Here is a 25,123-nt window from a genome sequence, read left to right as displayed (position 1 = left end):
AGCCATGTTTGAAAAATTTTTAAATGGTGATTTTTGGTCTGCTCATTTATTGGCACCGCAATATCTAGAGTGGTTTGGCTACGGCTTTTTGATCACCGTTTGGATCTCGATTTGTACTATTATTGCAGCGACGGCATTGGGCTTTATCGTTGCATCAGCAAAGGATAGCCAAATTGCACCTGTACGTTGGGCCGTGAATATCTATATCTCTATTTTCAGAAATACGCCTTTGTTGGTGCAGCTATTTTTTTGGTATTTCGCTTCCGGTGAAATTTTACCGTCTGTTGTGATGGAGTGGCTTAATACCCCCCATGAGATCCATTTACTTGGAATAACTGTGGGTTGGCCGTCATTTGAATTTTTAGCGGGTTTTATTGGTTTGACCCTGTATACCGTGCCGTTTATAGCTGAAGAAATTCGTGCTGGGATCCGCGGCGTTCGTCAGGGGCAAAAATATGCGGCATTTGCTTTAGGACTAACTTCATGGCAAGCGATGAGGTTAGTAGTGCTTCCTCAAGCAGTAAAAATCGCCATGCCTCCGCTATTGGGCCAATATATGAATGTGGTGAAAAACTCATCATTAACAATGGCGATAGGTGTTGCTGAATTGTCTTATGTTTCTCGCCAAGTAGATAGCCAAACATTACAAACTTTCGCAGCCTTTGGCGTGGCAACCGTTTTGTATATCGCCATTATTGCAGTGATGGAAGGTTGGGGCCAGTGGCGTCAGCAGCGTAATTTGGCTCAGGGGGTATAAGATGGATTTTTCGATTATTGAGCAGAACTGGCAATATTTGTTATTTGGCACTTTCCCGGATGGCCCATTAGAAGGCGCAGCACTGACGTTAGTTATTAGCTTGCTTGCAGGTGCAGCTTCTATTGTATTAGGCACATTGGGTGGGATTGCATTAGCTATGCTGAGTGGTTTCTGGGTTAACCTATTCGCTGCAGTATTAGGTTTCTTTCGTGCAATTCCCGTCATTATGCTGATTTTTTGGACCTATTTCTTGTTGCCGATGTTATTGGGCACGGAAATTCCTGGGATAGCGACAGTGGTATGTGCATTGGCATTGATTACCTCTGCATATTTGGCTCATGCCGTGAAAGCGGGTATTTTAGCGATAGGTAAAGGGCAGTGGCAAGCAGGGATGTCCTTGGGGTTCAGCCGCTGGCAGGTATTGTGGAATATCGTATTACCACAGGCTTTACGTATGATGGTGCCATCATTTATTAACCAGTGGGTGGCATTAATTAAAGATACCTCATTGGCTTATATTGTTGGGGTCGCTGAACTGTCCTTTTTGGCGACACAAGTGAATAACCGTGAAATGGTTTATCCTCTTGAAGTTTTCTTATTCGTCGCATTTATTTATTTTGTGATGTGTTTTGCGGTAGAAATTATTGCAAATAGGGTAGCGAAAAAGCTGAGTGCACAACATCAACCTCAGAAACTGGCGGCAAAACATCGCTTATTATTTTGGCGTCGACAAAAGCTATTAGCACTTTCTTAAATTAAAAATGGCGGTTAAATAGCCGCCACTTCTTCTATTCGTTACCATCAATTCTTTTATTATTTCACCCTAGTGTATCAGTTAGTTAGGACGTTTTTACCCATAACAGCTTACGCAATCGTTTTCTTTTGTGATTTTTAATTGTAGTATAGGGCGAAAAAAACTTTTTTTGGGCGCGATATCTAATGAGTAATCAATCTTCTAGCTCGGCACAACCGCAGGGCTTGTTTCAGCGTGTTTTTAAATTACAAGAACATGGCACCACAGCACGGACAGAAGTTGTTGCAGGCTTCACCACCTTCCTGACGATGGTATATATCGTTTTTGTTAACCCTCAAATTCTCTCAGTTGCAGGCATGGATATCAAAGCGGTGTTTGTCACCACCTGTTTGATTGCCGCTATTGGTAGTATTTTGATGGGGCTGTTGGCAAATTTACCGATAGCAGTAGCACCTGCTATGGGGCTGAATGCTTTTTTTGCTTTCGTTGTAGTTGGCGCGATGGGCTATTCATGGCAAGTTGCAATGGGGGCCGTATTTTGGGGAGCAGTCGGGTTATTTATTCTGACACTATTTCGTATCCGTTATTGGATTATTGCCAATATCCCGCTTAGTCTTCGCGTCGGGATCACGAGTGGTATCGGCTTATTTATTGCGATGATGGGGCTGAAAAACTCCGGCATTATTGTTGCGAACCCGGACACGTTAGTCTCTATCGGCAATTTGACTCACCATAATGTTTGGCTGGGAGCCCTAGGTTTCTTTATTATCGCTATTCTTGCTGCACGCAATATTCATGCCGCTGTATTAGTGTCTATTGCAGTGACAACACTGATTGGTCTTGCTCTGGGGGATGTGAAATATTCTGGGATCTTCTCAATGCCGCCAAGTATTACAAGTGTGGTGGGTCAGGTTGATTTTTCTGGCTCTTTAGATTTAGCGTTATCTGGGGTGATTTTTGCCTTTATGTTAGTCAATCTGTTTGACTCATCAGGTACCATGATTGGTGTGACTGACAAAGCGGGTATTACGAATGAACGCGGGACTTTCCCTCGAATGAAACAAGCGTTATATGTGGACAGCTTGAGCTCTGTCGCAGGTTCAGCAATGGGGACATCTTCTGTCACTGCATATATCGAAAGTTCTTCTGGTGTTTCTGTTGGGGGGCGTACAGGTTTAACTGCGATTGTCGTTGGTATTTTATTCCTATTGACCATGTTTATCTCTCCTCTTGCAGGTATGGTTCCAGCTTATGCCACTGCGGGTGCCTTGATTTACGTGGGCGTGCTGATGACTTCAAGCTTAACTCGCGTGAAATGGGATGACTTAACGGAGTCTGTACCCGCTTTTATTACGGCAGTGATGATGCCATTTAGTTTCTCAATCACAGAAGGTATTGCACTAGGCTTTATTGCGTATTGTGCAATGAAAATTGGTACCGGACGTTGGCGTGATCTGGGGCTATGCGTGATTTTAGTTGCGGCGATGTTCCTACTAAAAATGGTGCTCGTCGACGCCTAATATTCGTCATACTTCAAGCTGTGGCGTCGTTGTCTTTACTCGGCTACTCGGTTTACATACTTATGTATGCTCCCCGAGATAACCTCGATTGACGCCTAGCCACAACTTGAATTATTTAGAATATTGCTCAAAACGTAAATCTCTATTCTTAGTACAAGCCTCTTCAACCAGCTTCCCTTTTTGTTGCTTGCATGCAACTCCAATTATTTAAGGTATAATCAATAAAGTACTATTGCGAAGGCAGGGTGGGATAAAAAATCCACTGAAATTGCAAACTAGTGCTTTCCCCCTTTATGGGATCCTGCTAGATTTCGCAGCAGAAACTGACTTTATCAAGGTATCAGACCATGAATGCACCAAAAAAACCGGCTGCTAAGCCAAAGAAAAAATACCGTAAAACGAAAGAAGAGATAAATGCGGAAGGCCGTGAGCGTAAGCGCGAGAAAAAACATCGTGGTCATAAATCCGGTAGCCGTAACCAAGAATCTGTGTCTAACAGTGTGAAAGGTGGGGAGTCTACCACTAAGGATCCACGCATTGGTAGCAAAAAACCGATCCCATTAGTTGTGGAAGATAACAAACCGACAGCACGTCCAGTGGTGAAAGAAAAGCCAGCCACTAAAGAAAAACTGACACCAGAAAAAGAGCTGGAAATGCTAGAAAGCGACGATCGTTTAGATAGCATTTTGGCGCGTCTGGAAGATGGCGAAACTATCACAGCACAAGAACAACAGTATGTTGATACGTGTTTAGATCGTATTGATGAATTGATGAATATTCTCGGTATTGAGTTTAGTGAAGAAGAAGAGGAAGAAGACGAAGAAAAACTTGATGACATTATGCGCATCTTAAAAAGTAAATAATTTCGTTTAAAAGATCCCTCGTGCTAGCGGGGGATTTAGCTATTTTTTCTGCTAACTCACTTTTCTTTGATGTTATATCAAATCTCTTTTCGCTAACATACTTTATAATATTATTTAAGTTGTGAAACTTTCACACTCACCAAATAACAATTAAATAAGGTGCAATCCATTGTATGGTTTGAGCTTTTGGTCAATTGAGGAATGTTATGTCAGAGCAAAATATTGTTTGGGATCTTTCTCTCATTCAAAAATACAATTATTCAGGTCCACGGTATACCTCATATCCCACTGCCTTGGAGTTTAACCAAGAGTACGATGAGAATGCGTTTGTTCAAGCAACACAGCGTTATCCTGACCGGCCTTTATCGCTCTATGTTCATATCCCTTTTTGCCATAAGCTTTGTTATTTCTGTGGCTGTAATAAATTAGTGACGCGGCAAAAACATAAAGCCGATGAATATCTTCAAGTAATTGAAAAAGAAATTATTCAACGAGCTTCGTTATTAAAAGGTCGTTTGGTAAGCCAGATGCACTGGGGTGGGGGCACTCCAACTTATCTCGATAAAACTCAAGTCAGCCATTTGGTTGGTTTATTGAAAACACACTTTAATTTTGCGGATGATGTGGAGATGTCGATTGAAATCGACCCGCGTGAAATTGAATTGGATATGATAGACCATCTGCGCCATGAAGGGTTTAACCGTTTAAGCATGGGAGTACAGGATTTTAATAAAGAAGTTCAGGTGTTGGTTAACCGTGAACAGGACGAAGAATTTATTTTTTCCCTAATTAAACGTGCCAAAGAAACGGGTTTTACCTCAACGAGTATTGATTTGATTTATGGTTTACCTAAGCAAACCCCTGAAAGCTTTGCGTTTACCCTAAAAAAAGTAGCTGAGTTATCACCAGATCGCTTAAGTGTGTTCAATTACGCGCATTTACCTAATTTATTTGCGGCACAGCGTAAAATTAAAGATGCAGATTTACCGAGTGCAGAACAAAAACTCGATATTCTGCAAGATACCATCGCGACTCTCACCAGAGATGGCTATCAATTTATAGGCATGGATCATTTTGCTCGTCCTGAAGATGAACTTGCCGTGGCACAACGGGAAGGGGTTTTACACCGTAACTTCCAAGGATATACGACTCAAGGCGATTGTGATTTACTGGGGCTAGGCGTTTCTGCGATCAGTATGTTAGGCGACAACTACGCACAAAATCAGAAAGATTTGAAAACCTATTATGCACAAGTTGAAGAGCAGGGCCATGCGCTGTGGCGCGGCCTCGTTTTAACTGATGATGATTGCCTGCGTCGTGATGTGATTAAAATCTTAATCTGTAATTTTCAATTGGATTTCGCACAAATCGAAGAACTATATCCTATTGATTTTAAATCTTATTTTAAGGAAGATTTAGAGTTACTGAAACCGATGGTTGAAGATGGGCTGGTTGAAATGAGTGAAATGGGGATTAAAGTGACGCCTCAGGGACGTTTACTTATTCGGAATATTTGCATGTGTTTTGATGTTTATTTGAGAAATCAGATGAGGCAGCGGCAGTTTTCCCGTGTCATCTAAATACTCTTCATAATTCGTGCTGTCGCGTTGTTGTCTTTAATACTCTTCATATTTCGCGCAATAGCTGCGTTGGCCTTATTCGGCTACTCGGGTCATATACTTTTGTATACTCCCCGAGATAGCCGAATTTTGCCGCCTTGCTCTAGCACGAACTATTTTGAGTATTACTGGTTCGTTATCTGATTATTTAGAACATTGGATGTTCTGCGGGGGCTAGTATTTCGCTTTTTCGATTAGCTGATAAGCCGCATTGATGCGATCAGGGATGGGATACCATTTGTTGGACAAAATCACAACCGCAATTCGGTCTTCAGGAATAAATGCCGCATAGGTTGCAAAACCATTGGTTGAGCCGGTTTTGTTGTAGAAAGCTTGTGTTTCTGGCGGTAGTGCTGGTGTAATCGCTTCGACCTTTTGTGGCTGTAATGCCATTTCATCTCGGTTACCTTGCTGTAATTGAGAAATGGATACAGGCCATGAATAACTTTCCCACATCATATCTTGCACAAATGAATCGGTCATATAGAACCCAGCATGCGTGTTCTCTATGGCTTCCTGCCACGGTTTAGCGACTTTCTTTGTTTGCATATTAATATCTAAGAAGCGAATTAGATCTCTCGCATTAGATTTCAAACCATAAGATTCAGCATCTAAAATTTGTGGTGTTACACGAACGGGTTGGTTGTTCTTATTGTAACCTTGAGCATAATTTTTCTGTTGATTTTTAGGGATATGAATATAGGTATGTTTTAGCCCTAGCGCAGGCAGCATCAGTTTTTCCATCGCTTGTTCAAATGGCATTTTGAGTTGTTTAGCCGTAACGATACCGAGTAGTCCCACGCCAAGATTTGAATAAGAGCGATACTGTCCAATGGCTTTGGTAGGTTTCCACTGCTGATAATAATGGATTAACTCCGCTGAATTTGTAATGTTATCAGGCACAAATAACGATAAACCCGAAGTGTGAGTTGCCAAGTTCATGATTGTCACTTGGTCAAAAACAGACCCTTTTAATTCAGGAAGATAGTGGCTTACCTTTTGCGAGAAATCGAGTTTTCCTTGGTTTTGTGCGTAGGCTGCGAGTGTGGCAGTGAACGTTTTAGATAAAGACCCAATCTCAAATAAAGTCTTATCACTGACAGGGACTAAGTCTTGTTTAGATTGCACACCATAGTGATAAATATAGTGCTTTCCATCAACGGAAATTGCGACAGACATCCCTGGGATCTGTTTTTGTTCCATTAGAGGTTTAATTATATTATCGACATCCGTTTGCGTGAGAGCATGGGTGGATAGCGTTGTTAACGCCAAGCTGAGCGCGATAAAAATTCGCCCCTGACGAAAAAAAGTTTTCATAGAGTTATTCCAATAAATACAAGTTTAAGTTATTGCTAACAGGAACAGGAAAGCATTTCATTGTGAATTAAAAGTGCTTTAATATACGATTTTCAGCGGATAATCCGTGTTTGAAAAATAGTATGCATGCTCTCAAACATTATTTAAAACGATATAAAATTCGATGAGGTAAAAGAAAATCTTATGGCAGAAAATTATCGTCATCGGCTTCCTCTCAATGCGCTTAGGGCTTTTGAAGCTTCAGCACGGCATTTAAGTTTTACACGAGCAGGAATTGAATTGAATGTGACTCAGGCCGCTGTCAGCCAACAAGTTAGGCTATTAGAGGAACAATTGGGGCTAGAACTATTTATTCGTTTACCTCGAGGGCTTGCATTAACCGAAGAAGGTTTTGCATTATTGCCTGTTTTGAGTCGCTCTTTTGACCAAATTGAGTCACTGTTGCTGCAGTTTGAAGATGGCCATTATCGAGAAGCCTTAAGTATTTCAGTTGTTGGCACATTTGCAGTGGGCTGGTTATTACCAAGACTAACGCAATTTTCGGAGTTATACCCTTATATTGATTTACGCATTATGACTCATAACAATGTGGTGAATTTAGCAGCTGAAGGCGTAGATTTTGCGATCCGCTTTGGTGAAGGGCTATGGCCACTCGTAGAAAATACACCACTATTTTCAACTGCGCATACGGTGCTTTGTTCAGAGAAAGTTGCGAATCAGCTGAAACATCCATTAGATTTAAAATCCCATCCGTTAATGCGTTCATATCGTAAAGATGAATGGGAAAAATGGTTTTTAGCTGCGGAGATTGACCCTTGGCGTGTCAAAGGCCCAGTATTTGATTCATCGCGTTTGATGGTTGAGGCTGCCTTATTAACCAATAGTGTGGCATTGGTGCCGAGTTGTATGTTTAGCCATGAATTAAGCGCAGGGGAGTTAGTTCAACCTTTTGATATATCTGTAACATTAGGGGGTTACTGGCTTAGCCGCTTGAAGTCTAAGCCATATACACCTGCAATGATGATGTTTCGCAATTGGTTGGTGGAAGAATCTCAAAAAGAACAATAAGTCGGTGCTATATTATAAATAGAAATAGCACCGACATTTAATTTACTGGCATATTATAATGCTCATATTTAGAGGTTAGAATACCAAAGCTTCAGCAGAGAAATAATTCTTTTTATTAATAGGGAGATCTGTACTATTAATATCCGTAATAGTTTCAGTAAAGAAATAGGTCGGCGAAACATTAAATATTTTTGCCAACTGGTAAATGGTGTCGACATGAATATTAACCTCACCATTTTCATAGCGTGATTGGTGTTGTTGGCTAATACCTAATAACATGCTTAATTCTTTACCACTCATTCCGTGAATTTCTCTTAATGATCTTATTTTTAAACCGACGGATTTAGATATTTTTCGTTTCATGATTTTTTCTCTAATTTATTTTAAATATTACAATGTGAATATAATTAAATATTTTTAATGTAATTGGAACTTCTAGCAATATGTACTATTACTTAATTTATTAAAAATCATGGGACTGAAAGAAGGTTTGAATATCAATCTCAAAATACGTTGCATACTGGAACAACCTATCTAAAGTAATTCTATTTATTCCTCTTTCATATCGTGACTGTTGTTGTGGGCTGATGCCAATAACCTCGGATAATTCATTAACTGAAAGCCCATTCGTTTTCCGATAAAAAAGTATTTTCTTGCCGATTAGGTGAGATGTTGAATAAGTCATATATACTCCTATAATTATATTTTTTATTTCTAACTAAACACGATGAAAGATTACCTCTCTATCTTAACCATTTTAATAAAATAGTAAATTTGCTATTTATCAATTGTTCGATGATATTTTTCGATGTTAGCAATAAAAAACAAGTTATAAATAAATCAACATCTTTTTATGAATTAATATTGAATGTTATTTATTCATATCTTATGTTAACCGACGCTGTTGAGTTTGCTGTTCCCGCGGTTATGTTATTAGCAGTTTTAATATATCGAGCTTTCCAATTAAAAATATAATCGCCACCTGCAACATTGTTTTGCAAAGTGAACTTTGAGTTGAGTTTTATCGGGTTACTGTTTCTATCTAATAATTGAATGGCGACTCCGCTCGCTTGCCCTTGTCCAGACAATTTAATCTTCCCTGTATTGGTATCAACATACCCAGCGCTACTTGTGACTGTCACTTTTAGATTGGTGCCTGCAGCGCAGCTTAATGTAATGGGTATATTGACACTATTGCTAGTAGAGCCAATAGCTTTAAACTGAGTATCATACCAAGTCCCTAAGTTAACATTGTAACTTGTCGCTTTTGTTGAGCACTTTAATACATTAATTTTGATAGCACCTGCTGGAATATTCAACGATGTTAAATTCCACGTACTGTTATGTGGCGCAGGGTTACGCTGTGTTAATCTTCCCACATGCCCTGCCTTTAAATTTCCCCCCTGTGTGACTTGCCCTGTTTTTTTGATAGTGATAGTCCAATATGGGTTAGGGATCCCCCAAGCGGCTGGATTAGCTGCTGTTGGTGGTCCATAACGTGTATTTAAAAAACCGATATTGGTTGCTTTCACTTGAATGCTGATGCCCGGTATATTACTGGCTGCAATTTTATTGCCGTTTGGTACCCAACCATTGACATAGTCAGCATGTAAGTAGGCATTACCACATTGACCATTACTTCTTGGGCCTGAAAATGTATTGACTTGTGAGCCTTTAAAATTGACCTGAATCGTGGCTAAATCACGAGCCCCGGTATCATCATATTGCAGTGAGTAGGTTCTTGCAGGTACATTCACCACAACATTCCGTAAATTAGGGTTTTGAATACAGGCTGCTTGTGTATATGTAGAATAAGCAAAAACCGAGCCTATTATTACCCGTAAAATTTTCTTTTTAGTCATAAAATATCCTTAACATTTTCTTTTTTATTTAAATATTTTTCTTCTGCATATTCAATCTCATTAATCTCCCTCGAATTGAAAATAAAAAAATCCATAATATCAATTTTAAATATTCTGGCGTATTCATTAAGCCTGTCAATATTAATTCGATTAATTCCCCGTTCGTAGCGGGATTGTTGTTGTTCACTCACTCCAATGATTTTAGATAAATTGTCTAGTGTCATTCCTTTCATTTTTCGATAATAGGTGATTTTATTTCCAATTATTCTTGATATAGGATAGTAATTAGGCATACCGCTTTCCCCTATTCGAATTGATACAACAAAAAATTAATTACTGATAGGTAAATGTAAATTCTAAATGGCTTTTAAATGAACCTGCAACCATACCACTGCCATAACCAGATACTCTTGCCGATAATGGAATTTCAACATTTCGCGTTTGAGTATTAACATTTGCGGTAATGGTATCGCCATTTTTTATTGTTGTTTTATTACCAGTATTTGCTAAATTTAATGCCACATTTTTCGCCGTACCATTATTAATAAAATGTTCAGTGACTATTGAGTCTGGCGTACCTGATATTTTCATTACAGCTTTGGTAGTGCCGACAGGGCAATTTTTTAACTTCACGGAAAAATCAACCCACGGAGATTTTTGCGTATCTTTGATATTCCAAATATTAATTTTTTTCAAATCAATTAAATAGTTATTTTTTTCGACTTCACAAGGTGCAGCAATAACGACGCCATGCACTTTAATATTTGCAGTTAGCCCAAATGCAGTTAAAGAACAGCTCATTAGTGTTAGTAATAGAATAAAATGTCTCATGTTATTTTCTCTTTTATAAATAGGTAATTGTTGCCGTAATGTTGGCGGAAATAGTTCCCGGAGTGGCATTACCTAATGAGCTAAAAGCACGTGTGCGTAATGGAATATTAATATTCGCTTGCCCATTTGTCGGAACTTGTAATACTTTTTGGTTACCTAAAGCGGTTGTTCCATTACCATTTTGTAGTTGAACGGCTAGGTTTTTAGCCGTACCTTGGTTTTTGTATAAGCTTGCAGTATCCGCAGTATCTGCGGTTCCTGTAAACGTCAGTTTTACCTGGTTAATAAAAGATGAACAATTATTTAGGCTAATATTAAATGTGTTCCAATTAGAACCTGAACTCGCATTACGAAATACATCAGCAGAAATATTTTTCAGGTCAATATCAATATTATTCCCACCGGTAATATTGCAAGTTGCGGCTCGAATATTTCCGGTAAAGTTCAATGTCACTGTGCTAGCAGCAAATAAATTTCCGCTGAATATTAAGCTACTAAGTAAAAGTAAATTTTTAGATATATTTTTCATTTTTTATTCCTACTCATAGCGAATATTTACAGTCGCGGAGGCATTCGCTGTACCCGGCGTGATGTTATCGGCCGTTTTGATATAGCGAGCTTTCCAATTAAACATATAATCACCAGCCGGTACATTATTTTGCAGGCTATTTAACGTGTTCAACTTGATCGGGTTATTATTTTTATCCAGCAATTGTATTGCCACGCCAGTGGCAGTATTAGTACCCGTTAGCCCTAATTTTCCTGTAGCGGTATCTTCATATTTAGAACTTGTGACCGTCGCTTTGATATTAGTACCCGCCATACAGCTTAATGTTATGGGAATATTGATATTTGTACTGGTACTGCCAACAGAGGGAAATTGGGTATCATACCAATCCCCTAAGTTGATGGTAGGAACTGAATTTTTTAGTGAGCAACTGAGTACATTTATTCGATAGTTAGTGGAAAAAGAAACAGTTGAAATATAAAAATTGGTACCTGTCTTTCTATTCTGTTGATAAAATCTAGCGAGTTGCCGAGTTGAAATAATCCCACCAGAAGTAACGCGCCCCGTTTTTTCTATACGGATATCCCATGCTGGATTCGAGAATGTCCATGTAGTTGCCGTATATGGGCCATTGACAGGAAAGAAGGTATTTGATCCAAAGCTATTAATTCTCGCTTTGACACCAATACCATTAATTCCACTTACGGCCATACCATTACTGACTAGTGCTAGATAAATACCAACTTGATTTCCGCCACAATCTTGACCAACACCATTAGTCGGGTTATAAGTCCCCGTATAAATCGGTAAAGATATCGATTTTAATTGATAAGACCTAGTGTCATCATATTGTATGTTGATTGTTTCATTAGGTATTGTTTTTTGTATATTTCTCCATGTAGGATTTTGCACACATGCTGCATTAGCATATCCTGAGTATAAATAGATACAACTCACTGACAATATTGTTCTATAAATAAGATTTTTCATTATTTACCCCTTATTATCGGCAAACAGCAGTTGTTTTATATAACCCCATATAGTTCGATATGCCTGCTAAGTTATAATTTACTTGGCACTGTTGTTTCTCGTTATATTGAATAATAAAATTGCCATTTTCAGCTAAGCCAGATAAATAAATTTCACCATCATTGCCCACTATATTATTTAGCTGTGGGTTATCTTTAAATATCGCCTGAGCACCAAAAGGTACGGGGTTACCATCAGCAAAGGTTAATATCATGATGGCTCGGTACCCGACATTTGCCGCAAAGCTAGCTTTCACCAGAGCACCACGGCTTGGTGCAACACTTTGGCTGGTTAACTCCATTTCCGTATTTTCAGGTAGTTCAGAAGTGTCAATATCAATCACATTTTTACGATAAGCCGTGACATAAGGCACGAGTGCATAACCTTGGTTATTAGTAACAACCCCAGCTTGGTTTAAAATGGGAACATCACCTGCATCTGGGACTTCAACAATCGCCGCGGTTTCCCCTAATTGTTGGCCGAGTACAAGGCCGCCAGAGTGAGCCACTAAGCTACCATTCACACCGTAATAAAGGTTATAGTTGTCTTTGCTATAGCCAGTTCCGCCTGAAACTTCACCATATTGGCCTTTATAAGAGGCGTTCATATTGCCGCTCGTACCTTGTTCTTGAGTGGTGAAACCCTGCTGCATGCTCCAATTTAAGCGGTTATTGAGTTGTGAAGCGGAAAGCCCAATACTGCCTGTGCTTGGGCCGTTGCTGCTACTATTACTGTTAAAGTTGTAATAGAAGGTGTTATCAAACACGGTAAATGGCACACTGACCGAAAACGCTAATTGATGGTCATCTTCACTTTTCGTGCGGCTACCGGAAGTATATGAATAGCTATTAGTATTTTTGTTATAGGTATAATTCAAACTATAACTGATGCCTTGCCAACTGTTGTTGTAACCCACGGTAGCAGATTGTGTTTTACGGTCACTATTCCAGTAGTCTTCATTGATGTAGCCGATAGAGATTGAACCAAAGTTATCCCCTAAGTTTTGGCTGAGGGTGATTTCACCGCGATTACGGCGTCGTTCAATTTCTGGAGCATAGTTTGTATTTCTATAACCATCAAAGACTTCCGCTAAACTATAAAAACCTTTAGTGGAATAGCGGTAACCCGCTAATGCGATATTCGTACCAATATCGTTGATATTTTTGTTATAGCGGAAGCGGTATGATTGACCTTTCTCCTTAACATCATTACTTAGCGTTGAATTTGCATGAGTAACGTCAATGGATAATGCACCAAATCGCCCAAGGTTTTGGCCTGCACCGATGGAGTAAGATTGGTAATGCTCACTCACTTGGCTACCACCATAAGCGGTAATACCATATGGTAGACCATAGATTAAGGTAAATTGGCCAAATTTTGTTTTATCAATGCTACTGTCATAAGCGCGGTATTCCCCGCCCGTTACGCTATAAGAAAAATATCCTTCACGCTGCAATACGGGTAATGAAGCAAAAGGAACGATTTGATATTGCTCGCTACCGTTGGATTCTTTGATGGTGACATGCAAATCACCGCTTCCCCCTGTTGGGTATAAGTCATTGATTTCAAAAGGGCCTGCAGCCACCTCGGTTTGGTAGATAATGTAACCATTTTGGCGGATCGTCACCTGTGCGTTGCTACGAGCAATCCCACGTACAACGGGCGCATAGCCGCGTAAACTCTCAGGGGACATATCATCATCTGTCGCAAGTTGGGCACCCCGAAATGGTACGCTATCAAAAACCATCGAAGGTGAGACACTATCCCCCAAGGTCAACTGACTTTTGATGCGATTAATACCGCGTGATGCGTAGGTATAGATGGTATCCCATTTACCGGATTGGTCGGTACTACTTGACCATGTGGTGTAATTGCGTAACCGCCATGCTCCAATATTTAAGCCAGGTCTTAAATTTACATAATGGGATGTGTTATCCGAGCCACTACTTTTACGATCGTAATTCTTAGAGCCGTTATAGCTATAATTTAATAGCAGTGCGTTGATCCCATTATCGATATTGGCTAAGTCAACGTAACCCCTTGGGTTTCTATCCAATGCGATTTGGGGGATGCTTAAATATAAACGTTGAGAATCAAACTCAAAATTACTTGTGGCATCAGGGATCGCGGCAAGGTTTACACAGTGGCTTCCTGCGGTTTGTAATTCAGGGTATTCGGCTGTTTTGATACCAAACTCTTTAATATCAGCCAGTGATAAACACGGAACTAATTGGTTACGGCTATTTTTTTCAAATTTAAGATTTTTAGCACCAATTAAGTTGGTGTTGACATAAATATCAACATAGTAATCACCTGCTAATTGTTCATTATTCTCGAACTGTGACAAATCAACCGAATCTTTATTCGGTAGCTCTAAAAAGTCAGGATCAAAGTAGACATTATTTTCTATTTTTTCTTCAGCATATAGCGATGCGGTATAGCCTAAATATAATAGCAGGCCTAGAGATATTTTATTTATTTTCATGATAAAGCCCAACTTATTTTATGGTTTTATATTTTCTTTTCGAGTGCTTCTGGCGCTGCACCATAATCATTAATAACTTCCCATTTTATTGTCCCATTACTATTTGAGTTATTAACCTCGAAAGTCGCACTTGAGAAAGGTGCCGCATAAGAAACATCATTAGCCTTTGTTCCATTAAAGCTGATGCTCTGGAAATTCATAAAATATGGCGTTGGGTTTTTAACCGTAATTTTATTTCCAGATTTTGACCACACTAATTTTTTTTGCTCTTCAATAAAATCAACATCTTTTAATCCCTTTGGGCGATAAATTAATTTCATTTGCGTTTTAAAGGCAATTTGTAATGAGTTTTCTGTTCTTTCTGTTGCTGGAATAGTTTTTATATTTAGCCAGAACAATGACTCTCTATCATTAGGTAATTTATTTTCTGTTAAAAATATTCTTAACGCATTAGTTCTATCTGCATTTAGTCTAAATAATGGTGGTGTGATAGAAAAATCAGACTGTTTTTTTCATCTATATTATCTATCCAAGATTGAATCAAATAAGGGATTTTATCTGGATTTTCCACACTGATGCTGACATCTTTGTTTCCCTCGTTATAAATAACACGGGTTCCACCAATAATAACACCAGCATTTGCAGTGTTTATTAGTGTCAATAAGGAAATAAAAATATAGATAATAGATTTCATAATACCACCATTGATTATTATTAGATAAGGCTTAAGTCCTTTTAAACCTTATTTATTACTTAGTTATAATTGATTGTGAAAGTTGCTGTCGCATTTGCAGGACCAGGGGTCACTGTGTCAGACTTAGCAATATAACGCGCTCTGAAATCTAAATTATTTTCCACATTTTGTTGTAATGGATATGCTTTAGAGGCAGTAAATAATGGAACAATTTTATTCGTATCATCAGTAATTTGAATACCAACGCCAGTTGCAACACCCGTTTCTTCTTTTAATTTAATAACTTCATCATCACCAATATAAGAATCAGCATCAAATTTTACTGAAGCCGCTGTTACTGTAGCAGGGCAATTAATTAATTTAATTGTAAATTTAGTTGCAGCCGCTGTACTTCCTGCATTTGGCAATGCTTTTTTAGACACTTGTCCTAAGTTTACTTTTAGTGCATCAGAGCCAGCTGCTAATTCGCATGCTTGGTCGATGATTTCACCTGTAAAATCGATAGTCCCATCTGCTGCTAATGCATTATTAACAGCAACGATTGAGGTTGCAGCAATTAATGATGCAAGTAAGTTCTTTTTCATTTGTTTTTCTCCAAAAGATAATTATTTATTTTTCATTGAGTATATAAAAACAATAATTACTCAACTGAAGAGTATTTTGAGACTGTTTTTTAAAATAAACAAGTTTTGTTAAAATTGGAAATATATAATTAAATATTAAAGTATTTAATTTTTTTAATTGAGTTAACACATTATGAGAGAGGGGTTGATATACTATATTGAACTAAGTTAAATATAATTTTTAATGATTATTTGACTAAAGTTAAATAACGATATAAAGCTAAGAATAATTACAAGGAGGGATATAAATTTAATTTATCTCTCATATAGAGATTATTTGGAATTATCAGTCTTTGGCACGTTAGGTAAAATGTAGTGAGTGTTTTATTTGTATTGTCGAAAAACGAAAGTATAGTGTAATTGTCGGTTTTGGTAGGTCTAAATGTGCTCTGTCTTGTTTTTTAATTAAGTACCACTAGAGATGTAGTCTTAATTTTAGATGGTTTAACTAAGACTACATAAGCGAAGGTTGCTCTTATTTTGATAATAAAGAGCAACAACCTAAAAATATGCAACATTATTTTTTGTTGATGCTATTTGTACAAATTGAAATTTTTTCTGGCGATAATAGGCTTTCCGCTTGGAGTATTTTTCTTCTATTCTGTTGATTGTTTATTGTGCTAACTGGTGCTGGAATGGCAAAATCAATAATTAATTCTTGAATATCAAGGTCGAGTATTTCAGAAATAAAATATAAAGTATCAACGTGAATTCGTATTTCCCCTAGTTCATGTCGAGATTGATGCTGCTGACTTATCCCGAGTAATGTGCTGAGTTGCTGAATACTCATATTATGGTCTTTTCTTAGTGTGCGGATCCGTGCTCCGATAATTCTAGATGTGTTTTTTTTCATACTGATAACCAATAATGATTAAGTAAAAATACTATAAAGAAAATGATTTTTTAATTTCATAACCATTTTTAATTTTTGTTTTTTCATCTTCACTAAACGAAAAAAAGTAACTAATGTTAATATCAAAATAGTTGGAGTATTGTTTTAGCCTATCTACCGATATTCGGTTATTTCCTCGTTCATAACGTAATTGTTGTTGCTCACTAATTCCAACCGTTTTAGCGAGAGTAACAAGAGAGAGTCCTTTATTTTTACGCAATGACTTTATTTTATTACCAATGACCGCAGAGACAGGGTAATAATTGCTCATTATTTAACCTCATTGATTTTTTATTTTTAATAAGTAAAAAATGCCTTGTACCTTCAAGATACATCTATCAGGTACTATGGTTTCTATCTTGATTTAAATCATACGTATTCGAGCTATACAGTTTTCATTTGGGTATTAGTTACTATAATAGCCAGACCTTGTTAATGATAAACAAATGTAAAATCAAGGTGGCTATTAAATGAACCGCTTGTCATTCCTGATCCATAACCCGCCATTCTTGCGGATAGTGGGATGTCAATTGTGCGGGTTTGTTCATTGACCAGCGCTGCAATTTTTTCACCATTTTTTATCGTGGCTTTATTTGCATGGTGAGCTAAGTTTAATGCGACATTTTTAGCAGAGCCGGTGTTGATAAAATAGTCAGTTGTGCCTGTGTCAGGTGTGCCTTTAATCTCCATAATGGCCTCTTTAGTGCCAATAGGGCAATTTTTCAATTTAATTGAGAAATCAACCCACGGTGAAGTTTGTGTATCTCGAATATTCCAAGCATTCACTTTTTTTAGGTCAATGACATGATTGATGGTTTCTAATTCGCAAGGCATCACTGCGACATAGCCATGTACGTTGATATTAATTTGTGGGTCTGCTGCCAATAGGGGACTGGAAGCAAGACAGAATAACAGTATCATTTTCTTCATGTTATATGCTCCGGTTTATAAATAGGTGATGGTGGCGGTGATATTGGCTGAAATAGATCCAGGCACGACATTACCTGCTGCGCTAAATGCACGGGTACGTAATGGGATAGCAATATCAGATTGCCCATTTAAGGGCACTTGTAATATTTTTAGATTACCTAATGGTGTGGCACCATCACCACTTTGTAATTGCACAGCGATATTCTGTGCAGTACCGAGATTTTTATATAAGCTGTTTATGTCAGCAGCGTCTGCAGTGCCTGCAAATGTCAGTTTAATTTGGTTCACAAATGAGGAGCAGTTATTTAAATAAATATCAAAATTTTTCCAGTCGGATCCTGTCTGCGCGCTATTAAATATATCAATCGGTAAACGTTTTAAGTCAATATCAATATTGTTGCCGCCAGAGATATTACAGGTAGCGGCTTTGATATTGCCTGTGAAATTTAATATGACATTATCTTCAGCATATGTATAAAAGCTAGCGGTCAAACTATTTATTATCAATAAGGAGGGCATTAAATTTTTCATTATTTAATCCTATTCATAACGAATATTAACGGTGGCTGAGGCATTTGCAGAGCCCGGGGTGATTTTATCTGCTGTTTTAATGTAGCGCGCTTTCCATCCCAAAATATAGTCACCTTCAGGAACATTACTTTGTGAAATATTTTTTGTATTTAGCTTTATGGGGGTATTGTTTTTATCTAAGAGTTGAATTGCTACGCCAGTTGCTTTATTTGCACCGGATAAAGCGAGTTTCCCTGTATTTTGATCAATATAGCCTGAGGAACTGGTAACGGTAGTTTTAATATTTGTTCCCGGATTGCAGGTTAATGTAATTGGAACATCAATAACATCACTAGCATCTCCAATATTTGTAAACTGAGTATCTCGCCAGTCACCTAGCTCAATATTATAAACGGATTGGTTATTTTTCAGTGAACATTGGAGAATGTTGACTTTAATTTGGTCAGTAGGAAAATATAAACTCGCTAAGGTAAAGGTTGTTCTTGGGTAGGGGTTATATACGCGAGCATGACCAATAACACCCGATGATAATGCTCCTGATTGTGTTACCCGCCCCGTTTTTATAAATGTGACTTTCCACACGGGAGTATTAATTAGTATACGACGATGAGTATTATTATGAGGAATATAAAATGGTTCAGTGCCACTATTAAGATGAAATCTGTCGTGCATTATTTTTACGCCAATTCCGGGGATATTTGTATTGGCAATATAGTTAGCATTAGGTTTCCAACTATTTGCATAAGAGTATCGCCAATTCATATGTCCACATGTTCCAGGATCAGTTGTTATTGTGTAAGGACTTCCACTCGCATATCTGTGTTCAAAAACAGATAAGTCACGGACACTGTTATCATCATAAGGTATATTAAATGTACGTGGTGTCACGGTTGTTATAATATTATTTAATGCGGGATTTTGTACACAGATTGCATTGGCATACCCGGAATATAAACATCCCACCGCTAATACAGAGTTGACTATTAATTTTTTCATTATCGATTTCCCTCTTCTCGGCATACCGCAGTAGTTTTATATAACCCCATATAATCCGAAACATCGGCTAAGTTATAATTTACTTGGCACTGCTGTTTATCGTTATATTGGATAATAAATTGGCCATTTTCTGCTAAGCCGGATAAATAAATTTCACCGTCGTTACCGACCATGTTATTTAATTGATTGTTATCTTTAAATATCGCTTGTGCGCCAAATGGCACAGGCTTCCCATCTGCAAAATTCAATACCATAATGGCGCGATAACCGACATTAGCGGTGAAACTGGATTTCACTAGCGCCCCACGGCTTGGGGAGACTGACTGGCTGGTGAGTTCCATTTCTGTGTTGTTAGGTAACGCCGAAGTATCAATATCGATGGAATTTTTACGGTAGGCCGTCACGTATGGCACTAGCGCGTAACCTTGGTTATTGGTTACTACACCCGCTTGGTTTAGTACTGGCACATCTCCTGCATCTGGTATTTCCACCAGTGCGGCTGTCTCACCTAATTGTTGTCCTAACACTAACCCGCCCGCGTGGGCGACAAGGCTACCGTTAGTTCCGTAGTACAGGTTATAGCTATCTTTGCTATAGCTCGCACCACCAGAAACTTCACCATACCTGCCTTTATAGGTGGAGTTCGCATTACCAGAACTGCCTTGCCCCTGATCGGTTAAACTCTGTTGCATACTCCAATTTAAACGGTTGTTAAGGTGAGAGGCAGAAACACCGATGTTACTTGAGCTAGAGTCACGGCTACTGTGGTTACTGGTAAAGTTAATGTAGGCGGTATCTTCAAACAAACTGAACGGAATATTGACCGAAAAAGTAAATAAATGGTCTTCATCACTGTATTTTTTTGCCCCAGCACTCTGCGAATAGCTGCTGGTATTTTTGTTATAGGTGTAATTCAGCCCGTAACTGACCCCTTGCCAGCTATTGTTATAGCCAAGGGTTGCTGACTGTGTTTTGCGGTCACTATTCCAATAATCTTCATTAACATAACCCATTGAAATAGAACCGCAAGTATCCCCTAGGTTTTGGCTGAGGGTGATTTCACCGCGATTACGGCGGCGCTCGATTTCAGGGCTATAGGTGGTATCACGGAAGGTATCAAACACCTCGGATAAACTGTAATACCCTTGGGTCGAATAGCGGTAACCCGCCAATGCAATGTTGGTGCCGATATCATTAAGGTTTTTGTTATACCTAAAGCGGTAAGACTGCCCACGTTCTTTGCTGTCATCACGCATTTTGGCGTGAGATTGGGTCACATCAATAGAAAGCGCGCCAAAACGTCCCATGTTTTGCCCAGCACCTATCGAATAAGATTGATATTTTTCACTGAGTTGGCTACCAGCGTATGCGGTGATCCCGTATGGCAATCCGTATACCAAGGTGAACTGGCCAAATTTGGTTTTATCTACATGACTATCATAGGAGCGATATTCCCCCGCGGTGGTGCTGTAGGATAAATAACCTTCTCGCTGCAATACAGGGAGTGAGGCAAACGGCACAATTTGCACCTGTTCGCTACCGTTCGATTCTTTTATCGTCACATGTAAGTCACCACTGCTGCCCGTTGGGTAGAGGTCAGTGATTTCAAAGGGGCCAGCTGCTACATCGGTTTGGTAGATGGTGTAACCGTTTTGGCGAATGGTGACCTGTGCGTTGCTGCGGGCTATCCCACGCACGACTGGCGCATAGCCACGGAGACTTTCAGGGTACATATCATCATCGGTGGCGAGCTGCGCCCCACGAAATGGCACACTGTCAAACACCTCTGATGGAGAAACGCTGTCTCCCAAGGTTAATTGGCTTTTTATGCGGTTGATCCCACGGGAGGCGTAAGTATAAACAGTATCCCATTTATTGGGCTGCCCTGTGCTGTTGGACCACGTGGTATAGTTGCGCAGACGCCATGCCCCAATATTTAAGCCGGGGCGTAAATTGACGTAGTTCGAGGTGGTGTCTTCTCCACCGCTACGATTGGTATTTTTAGAACCACTATAGCTGTAATTCAGTAATAGGGCAGTAATACCGTTATCGATATCCGCAAGGTCAACATAACCCCTCGGGTTTTTCGCCAGCGCGATTTGCGGAATACTGAGGTATAATCGCTGTGAATCAAATTCAAACTGACTTGTTGCATCAGGAATGATTGCTAAGTTAACACAGCCTGTTTGGCTATTTTGTAGCTCAGGATAATCTGCAATTTTAATATCGAAGCTTTTTAAATCATCCAGAGTTAAGCAAGGAACCAATTTATTATCGGTGCCTTTATCAAACTTTAAATTTTTCGCCCCGATTAAGTTAGTGTTGACATAAATATCAACGTAATAATTACCGGCCAATTGTTGGTTATTTTCAAATTGGCTTAAATCAACAGAGTCTTTATTTGGTAGCTCTAAGAAATCAGGGTCAAAATAGATATTTCCCTCTGTCGTATTATTGTCGATGGCATTTTCAGCGTATAAAGGTACCGTATAGCCTAAATAAATAAGTAGGCTAAAGCATATTTTATTTATTCTCATTTTAACAACCTAAATCAATATTGGGCTATATTTTCGCTTCACTCACTTCAGATGCAGAACCATAATCATTAATGACTTCCCATTTCACAATGCCGTGACTTGCAGTATCGTTAATCTCAAAAGAAGTGCTAGAAAATGGTGCGGCATAAGAGACGTCATTGGCTTTTTTACCGTTAAAGGTAACACTTTGGAAATTCATAAAATACGGCGTCGGGTTTTTTACCGTAATCCTATTTCCTGTTTTTGACCAAGTTAATTTCTTTTTCTCTTCAATAAAATCAACATTTTTAATTGCAGAAGGGCGATAAATTAATTTCATTTGTGTTTTAAAGGCAATTTGTAATGAATTTTCTGTTCGCTCTGTTGCTGGGATCGTTTTTATATTCAGCCAAAATAATGATTCTTTATCTGTCGGTAAGGTATTCTCGGTTAAAAATATTCTTAACGCATTGGTTTTATCTGCGTTTAATCTAAATAGTGGTGGTGTAATGGTAAATGCAGATTGTTTTTTTTCATCAATACTGTCAATCCACGATTGAATTAAATAAGGGATTTTATCAGGGTTTTCGACACTAATACTGACGTCTTTATTTCCCTCATTATAAATAACACGAGTCCCGCCAATAATAACGCCTGCATGGGCTAAATTAATCAATAAGAATGAAGAAATAAAAAAATAAACTAAGCGTTTCATATTAGTACCATTGAATAGGGGAGTAGGGTTTAAATCCATTTAAACCCTAAAAGCCAATTAGTTATAATTAATAGTGAAGGTTGCATTACCATTTGCCGGGCCAACGGTTACTGCGTCGGATTTTGCAATGTAATGGGCTTTAAAGTCTAAGTTATTTACAACGCCATCTTTTAATGGATAAGCTTTAGAGGCCGTATATAATGGGACAACAGCATTAGCGTCATCAGTAATTTGGATGCCGACACCTGTAGCAACACCGGGTTCATCTTTTAATTTGATAACTTGGCTATCATTTAAATAGGAATCGGCATCAAATTTCACTGAAGCCGTTGTTACGGCTTTAGGGCAGTTGATTAATTTGATCGTAAATCTCGTTGCAGCCGCTGTATCTCCCGCACCTGATAATGCCGTTTTTGATACTTTTCCTAAATTCACTTTTAGTGCATCAGAACCTGCGGATAATTCACAAGCTTGGTCGGTAATTTCACCGGTAAAATCAATAGTTCCATCAGCAGCTAATGCATTATTAATGGCAAAAACAGACGATGCCGCAATTAAATAGGCAAAGACATTCTTTTTCATTTATTACTCTCCAAGAGGATATTTATATGATGAGATTGAGTTAGTGAAAATATTCAGTTACTCAACTGGTGTATATTTTGGCTTTTATTTTAAAAATAAACAATATGAGAGTAATTTGGGCTTAATCTCCTTTTTTGATGTGGTTTTTATATATTATGTTTGATATTCACACTATGGGTTGTAGGTTTTTTATGGATATATTAAGAAATGTTATTTTTTTGATTTTAGGTTTTTTGTTGAAGATCAAAATAAAAATTAAATAATTAAATTGGATTTACCGTGGTGTTTTTTGTTATTGTTTCACGCATCATGTGTCGTGGTAGTGTTTAATATATTTGGCGCTTTTTTAATTGTTCGTTTTGAAACAATAAATAGTCTTAAATGTATTGTAATAAAGGGAATATCTGAACCCAATTATCACTAATAGTTATTTTCTTGGCGTTTAGATGTCTTTTTTTGATGTGGGTCAATATGGAATTGTTGAATATTAAGACAAGCATGAAATAATAAATTAAGTCACGCTTATCTTAATAGGATAGTCAATTTTTGTAGTTATTCAATCCCAAGCTCTTTTAATTTCCGAGTTAACGTATTTCTTCCCCATCCTAATAAACGGGCGGCTTCTTGTTTGTGACCATTTGTATATTTCAACGCACAATTTAACATGGTGCGTTCAAGTAATGGCATCGTTTGGGCGAAAAGATTTTCCTTTCCATCCATTAAGGCGCTATCAGTCCACTCTTCAAGTAATTCAAACCACTGGGCGTTAGAAATAGGATCTTGCGATGACAACGATGGTGTTGGCATGAGATTGGCTTGGGATGATTTTACTACGGTATTTGGTTGGGGATGCTCTTCAAGCAAATCATCGGGTAAGTCTTGCGGTAAGATTTCTTGGCTTGCTGCCATCACGGTTAACCAACGGCAGACATTCTCCAATTGGCGAACGTTACCCGACCAGTAATAGCGTTGAAGAATTTTTTCGCTATCAGGGTGCAGTACCTTACTTTCTACTCCTAACTCTTTGGCGGTATTTTGCAAAAAGTAGTGGGCAAGTCGAGGAATATCTTCAACGCGCTCACGTAATGGGGGTAATTGCACTCGGATCACGTTTAGCCTGTGAAATAAATCCTCACGAAATAGCCCTTCTTTAACCCGTTTTTCGAGATCTTGGTGGGTCGCTGCAATAATCCGCACATCCACATTAACTGGGGTATAACCGCCAATACGATAGAATTGGCCTTCCGCCAGAACACGTAATAAGCGAGTTTGTACATCAAGAGGCATATCACCGATTTCATCTAAAAATAGAGAGCCATGGTTAGCTTGCTCAAATCGCCCCTGACGTACTTGAGTCGCACCCGTAAATGCCCCTTTTTCGTGACCGAATAACTCAGATTCAATTAAATCTTTGGGAATAGCGGCCATATTTAATGCAATAAAAGGGGCATCGGCACGGGGGCTGTGCTGATGTAGCGCATGGGCAACTAACTCTTTCCCTGTACCTGACTCGCCATTGATAAGCACACTAATTGATGAACGCGATAAACGGCCAATAATACGATAAACCTCTTGCATAGCCGGTGCTTCACCGATCATGGTCGAAGAGACAACAGGAGCGGCTTGTTTAGCTTCACGGCCAGTATGGTTTTGTTCGCGGCTATGATTCAGAGCGCGCTCGACTAATGCGACAGTTTCATCAATATCGAAAGGTTTTGGTAAGTAATCAAAGGCACCTGATTGGTAGGCATTTACGGCAGCATCAAGGTCAGAGTGTGCTGTCATGATAATAATTGGTAAAAGAGGGTGCGATTGTTTGATGGTATTCAGAAGCTCAATACCATTTGTGCCTGGCATACGGATATCAGATAACAACACATCAGGGAGTGAATTTTCTAATGCGGCGAGTACAGCATCTGCACTGTCAAAGGAGGTGCAAGCGAATTTTGCATTATCGAATGCACGCTCAAGTACCCAACGGATGGAGCTATCGTCATCGACCACCCAAATTTTTCCCTGCGTCATGGTTAT

General features: G+C 38.7%; 25 protein-coding genes and 1 pseudogene. 6 read left to right on the top strand and 20 right to left on the bottom strand.

The genetic code is table 11. The features are described from left to right. Positions 1-4: 4 nt before the first annotated feature. From PSF42_RS14435 to hemN, 5 genes are all read left to right on the top strand, one after another. On the top strand, positions 5-757 hold the full coding sequence (locus PSF42_RS14435; RefSeq protein WP_125891752.1) for an amino acid ABC transporter permease: 753 nt from the start codon (positions 5-7) through the stop codon (positions 755-757). Position 758: 1 nt separating this feature from the next. Next, a complete protein-coding gene (locus tag PSF42_RS14430) occupies positions 759-1,511 on the top strand; it encodes an amino acid ABC transporter permease (protein ID WP_125891751.1) in 753 nt (250 codons plus the stop codon). A gap of 185 nt (positions 1,512-1,696) precedes the next feature. Further along, positions 1,697-3,031 carry an NCS2 family permease gene (locus PSF42_RS14425; protein ID WP_125891750.1) on the top strand — a complete coding sequence of 445 codons (1,335 nt, stop codon included), beginning with the start codon at positions 1,697-1,699 and terminating at the stop codon, positions 3,029-3,031. A 347-nt stretch (positions 3,032-3,378) separates the two neighbouring features. Beyond that, positions 3,379-3,894, top strand: coding sequence for a Der GTPase-activating protein YihI (gene yihI / locus PSF42_RS14420; protein WP_125891749.1), 516 nt, complete (start codon positions 3,379-3,381; stop codon positions 3,892-3,894). Between the two features lie 206 nt (positions 3,895-4,100). After that, a complete protein-coding gene (gene hemN, locus PSF42_RS14415) occupies positions 4,101-5,474 on the top strand; it encodes an oxygen-independent coproporphyrinogen III oxidase (RefSeq protein WP_125891748.1) in 1,374 nt (457 codons plus the stop codon). 213 nt (positions 5,475-5,687) lie between these two features. On the opposite strand, the gene ampC is transcribed toward hemN, so the two are convergent. Beyond that, positions 5,688-6,830, bottom strand: a complete 1,143-nt coding sequence (ampC, locus tag PSF42_RS14410) for a class C beta-lactamase (protein ID WP_125891747.1) — start codon at positions 6,828-6,830, stop codon at positions 5,688-5,690. 183 nt (positions 6,831-7,013) lie between these two features. Here ampC and PSF42_RS14405 point away from each other — a divergent pair, with 183 nt between their 5' ends. Beyond that, on the top strand, positions 7,014-7,898 hold the full coding sequence (locus PSF42_RS14405) for a LysR family transcriptional regulator (protein ID WP_125891746.1): 885 nt from the start codon (positions 7,014-7,016) through the stop codon (positions 7,896-7,898). A gap of 75 nt (positions 7,899-7,973) precedes the next feature. On the opposite strand, the gene PSF42_RS14400 is transcribed toward PSF42_RS14405, so the two are convergent. From PSF42_RS14400 to glnG, 19 genes and pseudogenes are all read right to left on the bottom strand, one after another. Continuing rightward, positions 7,974-8,261, bottom strand: a complete 288-nt coding sequence (locus PSF42_RS14400; RefSeq protein ID WP_125891745.1) for a helix-turn-helix domain-containing protein — start codon at positions 8,259-8,261, stop codon at positions 7,974-7,976. A gap of 100 nt (positions 8,262-8,361) precedes the next feature. Beyond that, entirely contained in the window at positions 8,362-8,583 is a 222-nt protein-coding gene (locus PSF42_RS14395; protein ID WP_125891744.1) for a helix-turn-helix domain-containing protein, read from the bottom strand. 190 nt (positions 8,584-8,773) lie between these two features. Next, positions 8,774-9,760, bottom strand: coding sequence for a fimbrial protein (locus PSF42_RS14390; RefSeq protein WP_272680264.1), 987 nt, complete (start codon positions 9,758-9,760; stop codon positions 8,774-8,776). After that, a complete protein-coding gene (locus PSF42_RS14385; RefSeq protein ID WP_125891742.1) occupies positions 9,757-10,053 on the bottom strand; it encodes a helix-turn-helix domain-containing protein in 297 nt (98 codons plus the stop codon). The genes PSF42_RS14390 and PSF42_RS14385 overlap by 4 nt, the downstream gene beginning before the upstream one ends. Positions 10,054-10,093: 40 nt before the next feature. After that, complete coding sequence (locus tag PSF42_RS14380) at positions 10,094-10,591, bottom strand: fimbrial protein (protein WP_272680263.1); 498 nt, start codon at positions 10,589-10,591, stop codon at positions 10,094-10,096. A 13-nt stretch (positions 10,592-10,604) separates the two neighbouring features. Continuing rightward, positions 10,605-11,120, bottom strand: a complete 516-nt coding sequence (locus PSF42_RS14375) for a fimbrial protein (protein WP_125891741.1) — start codon at positions 11,118-11,120, stop codon at positions 10,605-10,607. A gap of 9 nt (positions 11,121-11,129) precedes the next feature. Further along, positions 11,130-12,011, bottom strand: a complete 882-nt coding sequence (locus PSF42_RS14370; RefSeq protein ID WP_272680262.1) for a fimbrial protein — start codon at positions 12,009-12,011, stop codon at positions 11,130-11,132. A 91-nt stretch (positions 12,012-12,102) separates the two neighbouring features. Then, positions 12,103-14,613, bottom strand: a complete 2,511-nt coding sequence (locus tag PSF42_RS14365) for a fimbria/pilus outer membrane usher protein (RefSeq protein WP_272680261.1) — start codon at positions 14,611-14,613, stop codon at positions 12,103-12,105. 26 nt (positions 14,614-14,639) lie between these two features. Beyond that, positions 14,640-15,307, bottom strand: a pseudogene (locus PSF42_RS14360) (fimbrial biogenesis chaperone). A gap of 59 nt (positions 15,308-15,366) precedes the next feature. After that, positions 15,367-15,891, bottom strand: a complete 525-nt coding sequence (locus PSF42_RS14355; protein ID WP_125891737.1) for a fimbrial protein — start codon at positions 15,889-15,891, stop codon at positions 15,367-15,369. A gap of 556 nt (positions 15,892-16,447) precedes the next feature. After that, positions 16,448-16,783, bottom strand: coding sequence for a helix-turn-helix domain-containing protein (locus tag PSF42_RS14350; protein WP_248467408.1), 336 nt, complete (start codon positions 16,781-16,783; stop codon positions 16,448-16,450). Positions 16,784-16,814: 31 nt separating this feature from the next. After that, complete coding sequence (locus PSF42_RS14345) at positions 16,815-17,093, bottom strand: helix-turn-helix domain-containing protein (protein ID WP_213913541.1); 279 nt, start codon at positions 17,091-17,093, stop codon at positions 16,815-16,817. Between the two features lie 161 nt (positions 17,094-17,254). Beyond that, positions 17,255-17,752, bottom strand: coding sequence for a fimbrial protein (locus PSF42_RS14340; RefSeq protein ID WP_272680260.1), 498 nt, complete (start codon positions 17,750-17,752; stop codon positions 17,255-17,257). 15 nt (positions 17,753-17,767) lie between these two features. Next, positions 17,768-18,283: a fimbrial protein gene (locus PSF42_RS14335; RefSeq protein WP_272680259.1), complete on the bottom strand. Its 516-nt coding sequence runs from the start codon at positions 18,281-18,283 to the stop codon at positions 17,768-17,770. Between the two features lie 9 nt (positions 18,284-18,292). Beyond that, positions 18,293-19,279: a fimbrial protein gene (locus PSF42_RS14330; RefSeq protein WP_272680258.1), complete on the bottom strand. Its 987-nt coding sequence runs from the start codon at positions 19,277-19,279 to the stop codon at positions 18,293-18,295. After that, positions 19,279-21,816 (bottom strand): fimbria/pilus outer membrane usher protein, encoded by a 2,538-nt coding sequence (locus PSF42_RS14325; protein WP_272680257.1) that lies wholly within the window; start codon positions 21,814-21,816, stop codon positions 19,279-19,281. Before PSF42_RS14325 ends, PSF42_RS14330 begins: the two co-directional genes overlap by 1 nt. 25 nt (positions 21,817-21,841) lie before the next feature. Then, positions 21,842-22,510 (bottom strand): fimbrial biogenesis chaperone, encoded by a 669-nt coding sequence (locus tag PSF42_RS14320; protein ID WP_272680256.1) that lies wholly within the window; start codon positions 22,508-22,510, stop codon positions 21,842-21,844. A 57-nt stretch (positions 22,511-22,567) separates the two neighbouring features. Further along, the gene (locus PSF42_RS14315) at positions 22,568-23,092 is read right to left on the bottom strand and encodes a fimbrial protein (protein ID WP_125891730.1); all 525 of its coding nucleotides are present in this window, start codon (positions 23,090-23,092) and stop codon (positions 22,568-22,570) included. Positions 23,093-23,644: 552 nt separating this feature from the next. Further along, a complete protein-coding gene (gene glnG, locus PSF42_RS14310; RefSeq protein WP_272680255.1) occupies positions 23,645-25,117 on the bottom strand; it encodes a nitrogen regulation protein NR(I) in 1,473 nt (490 codons plus the stop codon). Positions 25,118-25,123 lie beyond the last annotated feature (6 nt).

This window comes from Providencia sp. PROV032, from assembly GCF_028484875.1.
Taxonomy (GTDB): domain Bacteria; phylum Pseudomonadota; class Gammaproteobacteria; order Enterobacterales; family Enterobacteriaceae; genus Providencia; species Providencia rettgeri_E.
The sequence above is the reverse complement of the archived record's forward strand: the minus strand, read 5'-3'. Positions and strand labels throughout refer to the sequence as shown.

Coding starts and splice junctions, on each gene's coding strand:
- PSF42_RS14405 (WP_125891746.1), top strand. CDS start 7,014: ATGGCAGAAAATTATCGTCATCGGCTTCCTCTCAATGCGCTTAGGGCT.
- PSF42_RS14355 (WP_125891737.1), bottom strand. CDS start 15,891: ATGAAAAAGAACTTACTTGCATCATTAATTGCTGCAACCTCAATCGTT.
- PSF42_RS14350 (WP_248467408.1), bottom strand. CDS start 16,783: ATGAAAAAAAACACATCTAGAATTATCGGAGCACGGATCCGCACACTA.
- PSF42_RS14340 (WP_272680260.1), bottom strand. CDS start 17,752: ATGAAGAAAATGATACTGTTATTCTGTCTTGCTTCCAGTCCCCTATTG.
- PSF42_RS14335 (WP_272680259.1), bottom strand. CDS start 18,283: ATGAAAAATTTAATGCCCTCCTTATTGATAATAAATAGTTTGACCGCT.
- yihI (WP_125891749.1), top strand. CDS start 3,379: ATGAATGCACCAAAAAAACCGGCTGCTAAGCCAAAGAAAAAATACCGT.
- PSF42_RS14315 (WP_125891730.1), bottom strand. CDS start 23,092: ATGAAAAAGAATGTCTTTGCCTATTTAATTGCGGCATCGTCTGTTTTT.
- PSF42_RS14390 (WP_272680264.1), bottom strand. CDS start 9,760: ATGACTAAAAAGAAAATTTTACGGGTAATAATAGGCTCGGTTTTTGCT.
- PSF42_RS14395 (WP_125891744.1), bottom strand. CDS start 8,583: ATGACTTATTCAACATCTCACCTAATCGGCAAGAAAATACTTTTTTAT.
- PSF42_RS14375 (WP_125891741.1), bottom strand. CDS start 11,120: ATGAAAAATATATCTAAAAATTTACTTTTACTTAGTAGCTTAATATTC.
- PSF42_RS14320 (WP_272680256.1), bottom strand. CDS start 22,510: ATGAAACGCTTAGTTTATTTTTTTATTTCTTCATTCTTATTGATTAAT.
- PSF42_RS14330 (WP_272680258.1), bottom strand. CDS start 19,279: ATGAAAAAATTAATAGTCAACTCTGTATTAGCGGTGGGATGTTTATAT.
- PSF42_RS14430 (WP_125891751.1), top strand. CDS start 759: ATGGATTTTTCGATTATTGAGCAGAACTGGCAATATTTGTTATTTGGC.
- PSF42_RS14345 (WP_213913541.1), bottom strand. CDS start 17,093: ATGAGCAATTATTACCCTGTCTCTGCGGTCATTGGTAATAAAATAAAG.
- PSF42_RS14400 (WP_125891745.1), bottom strand. CDS start 8,261: ATGAAACGAAAAATATCTAAATCCGTCGGTTTAAAAATAAGATCATTA.
- PSF42_RS14435 (WP_125891752.1), top strand. CDS start 5: ATGTTTGAAAAATTTTTAAATGGTGATTTTTGGTCTGCTCATTTATTG.
- PSF42_RS14365 (WP_272680261.1), bottom strand. CDS start 14,613: ATGAAAATAAATAAAATATCTCTAGGCCTGCTATTATATTTAGGCTAT.
- ampC (WP_125891747.1), bottom strand. CDS start 6,830: ATGAAAACTTTTTTTCGTCAGGGGCGAATTTTTATCGCGCTCAGCTTG.
- PSF42_RS14425 (WP_125891750.1), top strand. CDS start 1,697: ATGAGTAATCAATCTTCTAGCTCGGCACAACCGCAGGGCTTGTTTCAG.
- glnG (WP_272680255.1), bottom strand. CDS start 25,117: ATGACGCAGGGAAAAATTTGGGTGGTCGATGACGATAGCTCCATCCGT.
- hemN (WP_125891748.1), top strand. CDS start 4,101: ATGTCAGAGCAAAATATTGTTTGGGATCTTTCTCTCATTCAAAAATAC.
- PSF42_RS14380 (WP_272680263.1), bottom strand. CDS start 10,591: ATGAGACATTTTATTCTATTACTAACACTAATGAGCTGTTCTTTAACT.
- PSF42_RS14325 (WP_272680257.1), bottom strand. CDS start 21,816: ATGAGAATAAATAAAATATGCTTTAGCCTACTTATTTATTTAGGCTAT.
- PSF42_RS14385 (WP_125891742.1), bottom strand. CDS start 10,053: ATGCCTAATTACTATCCTATATCAAGAATAATTGGAAATAAAATCACC.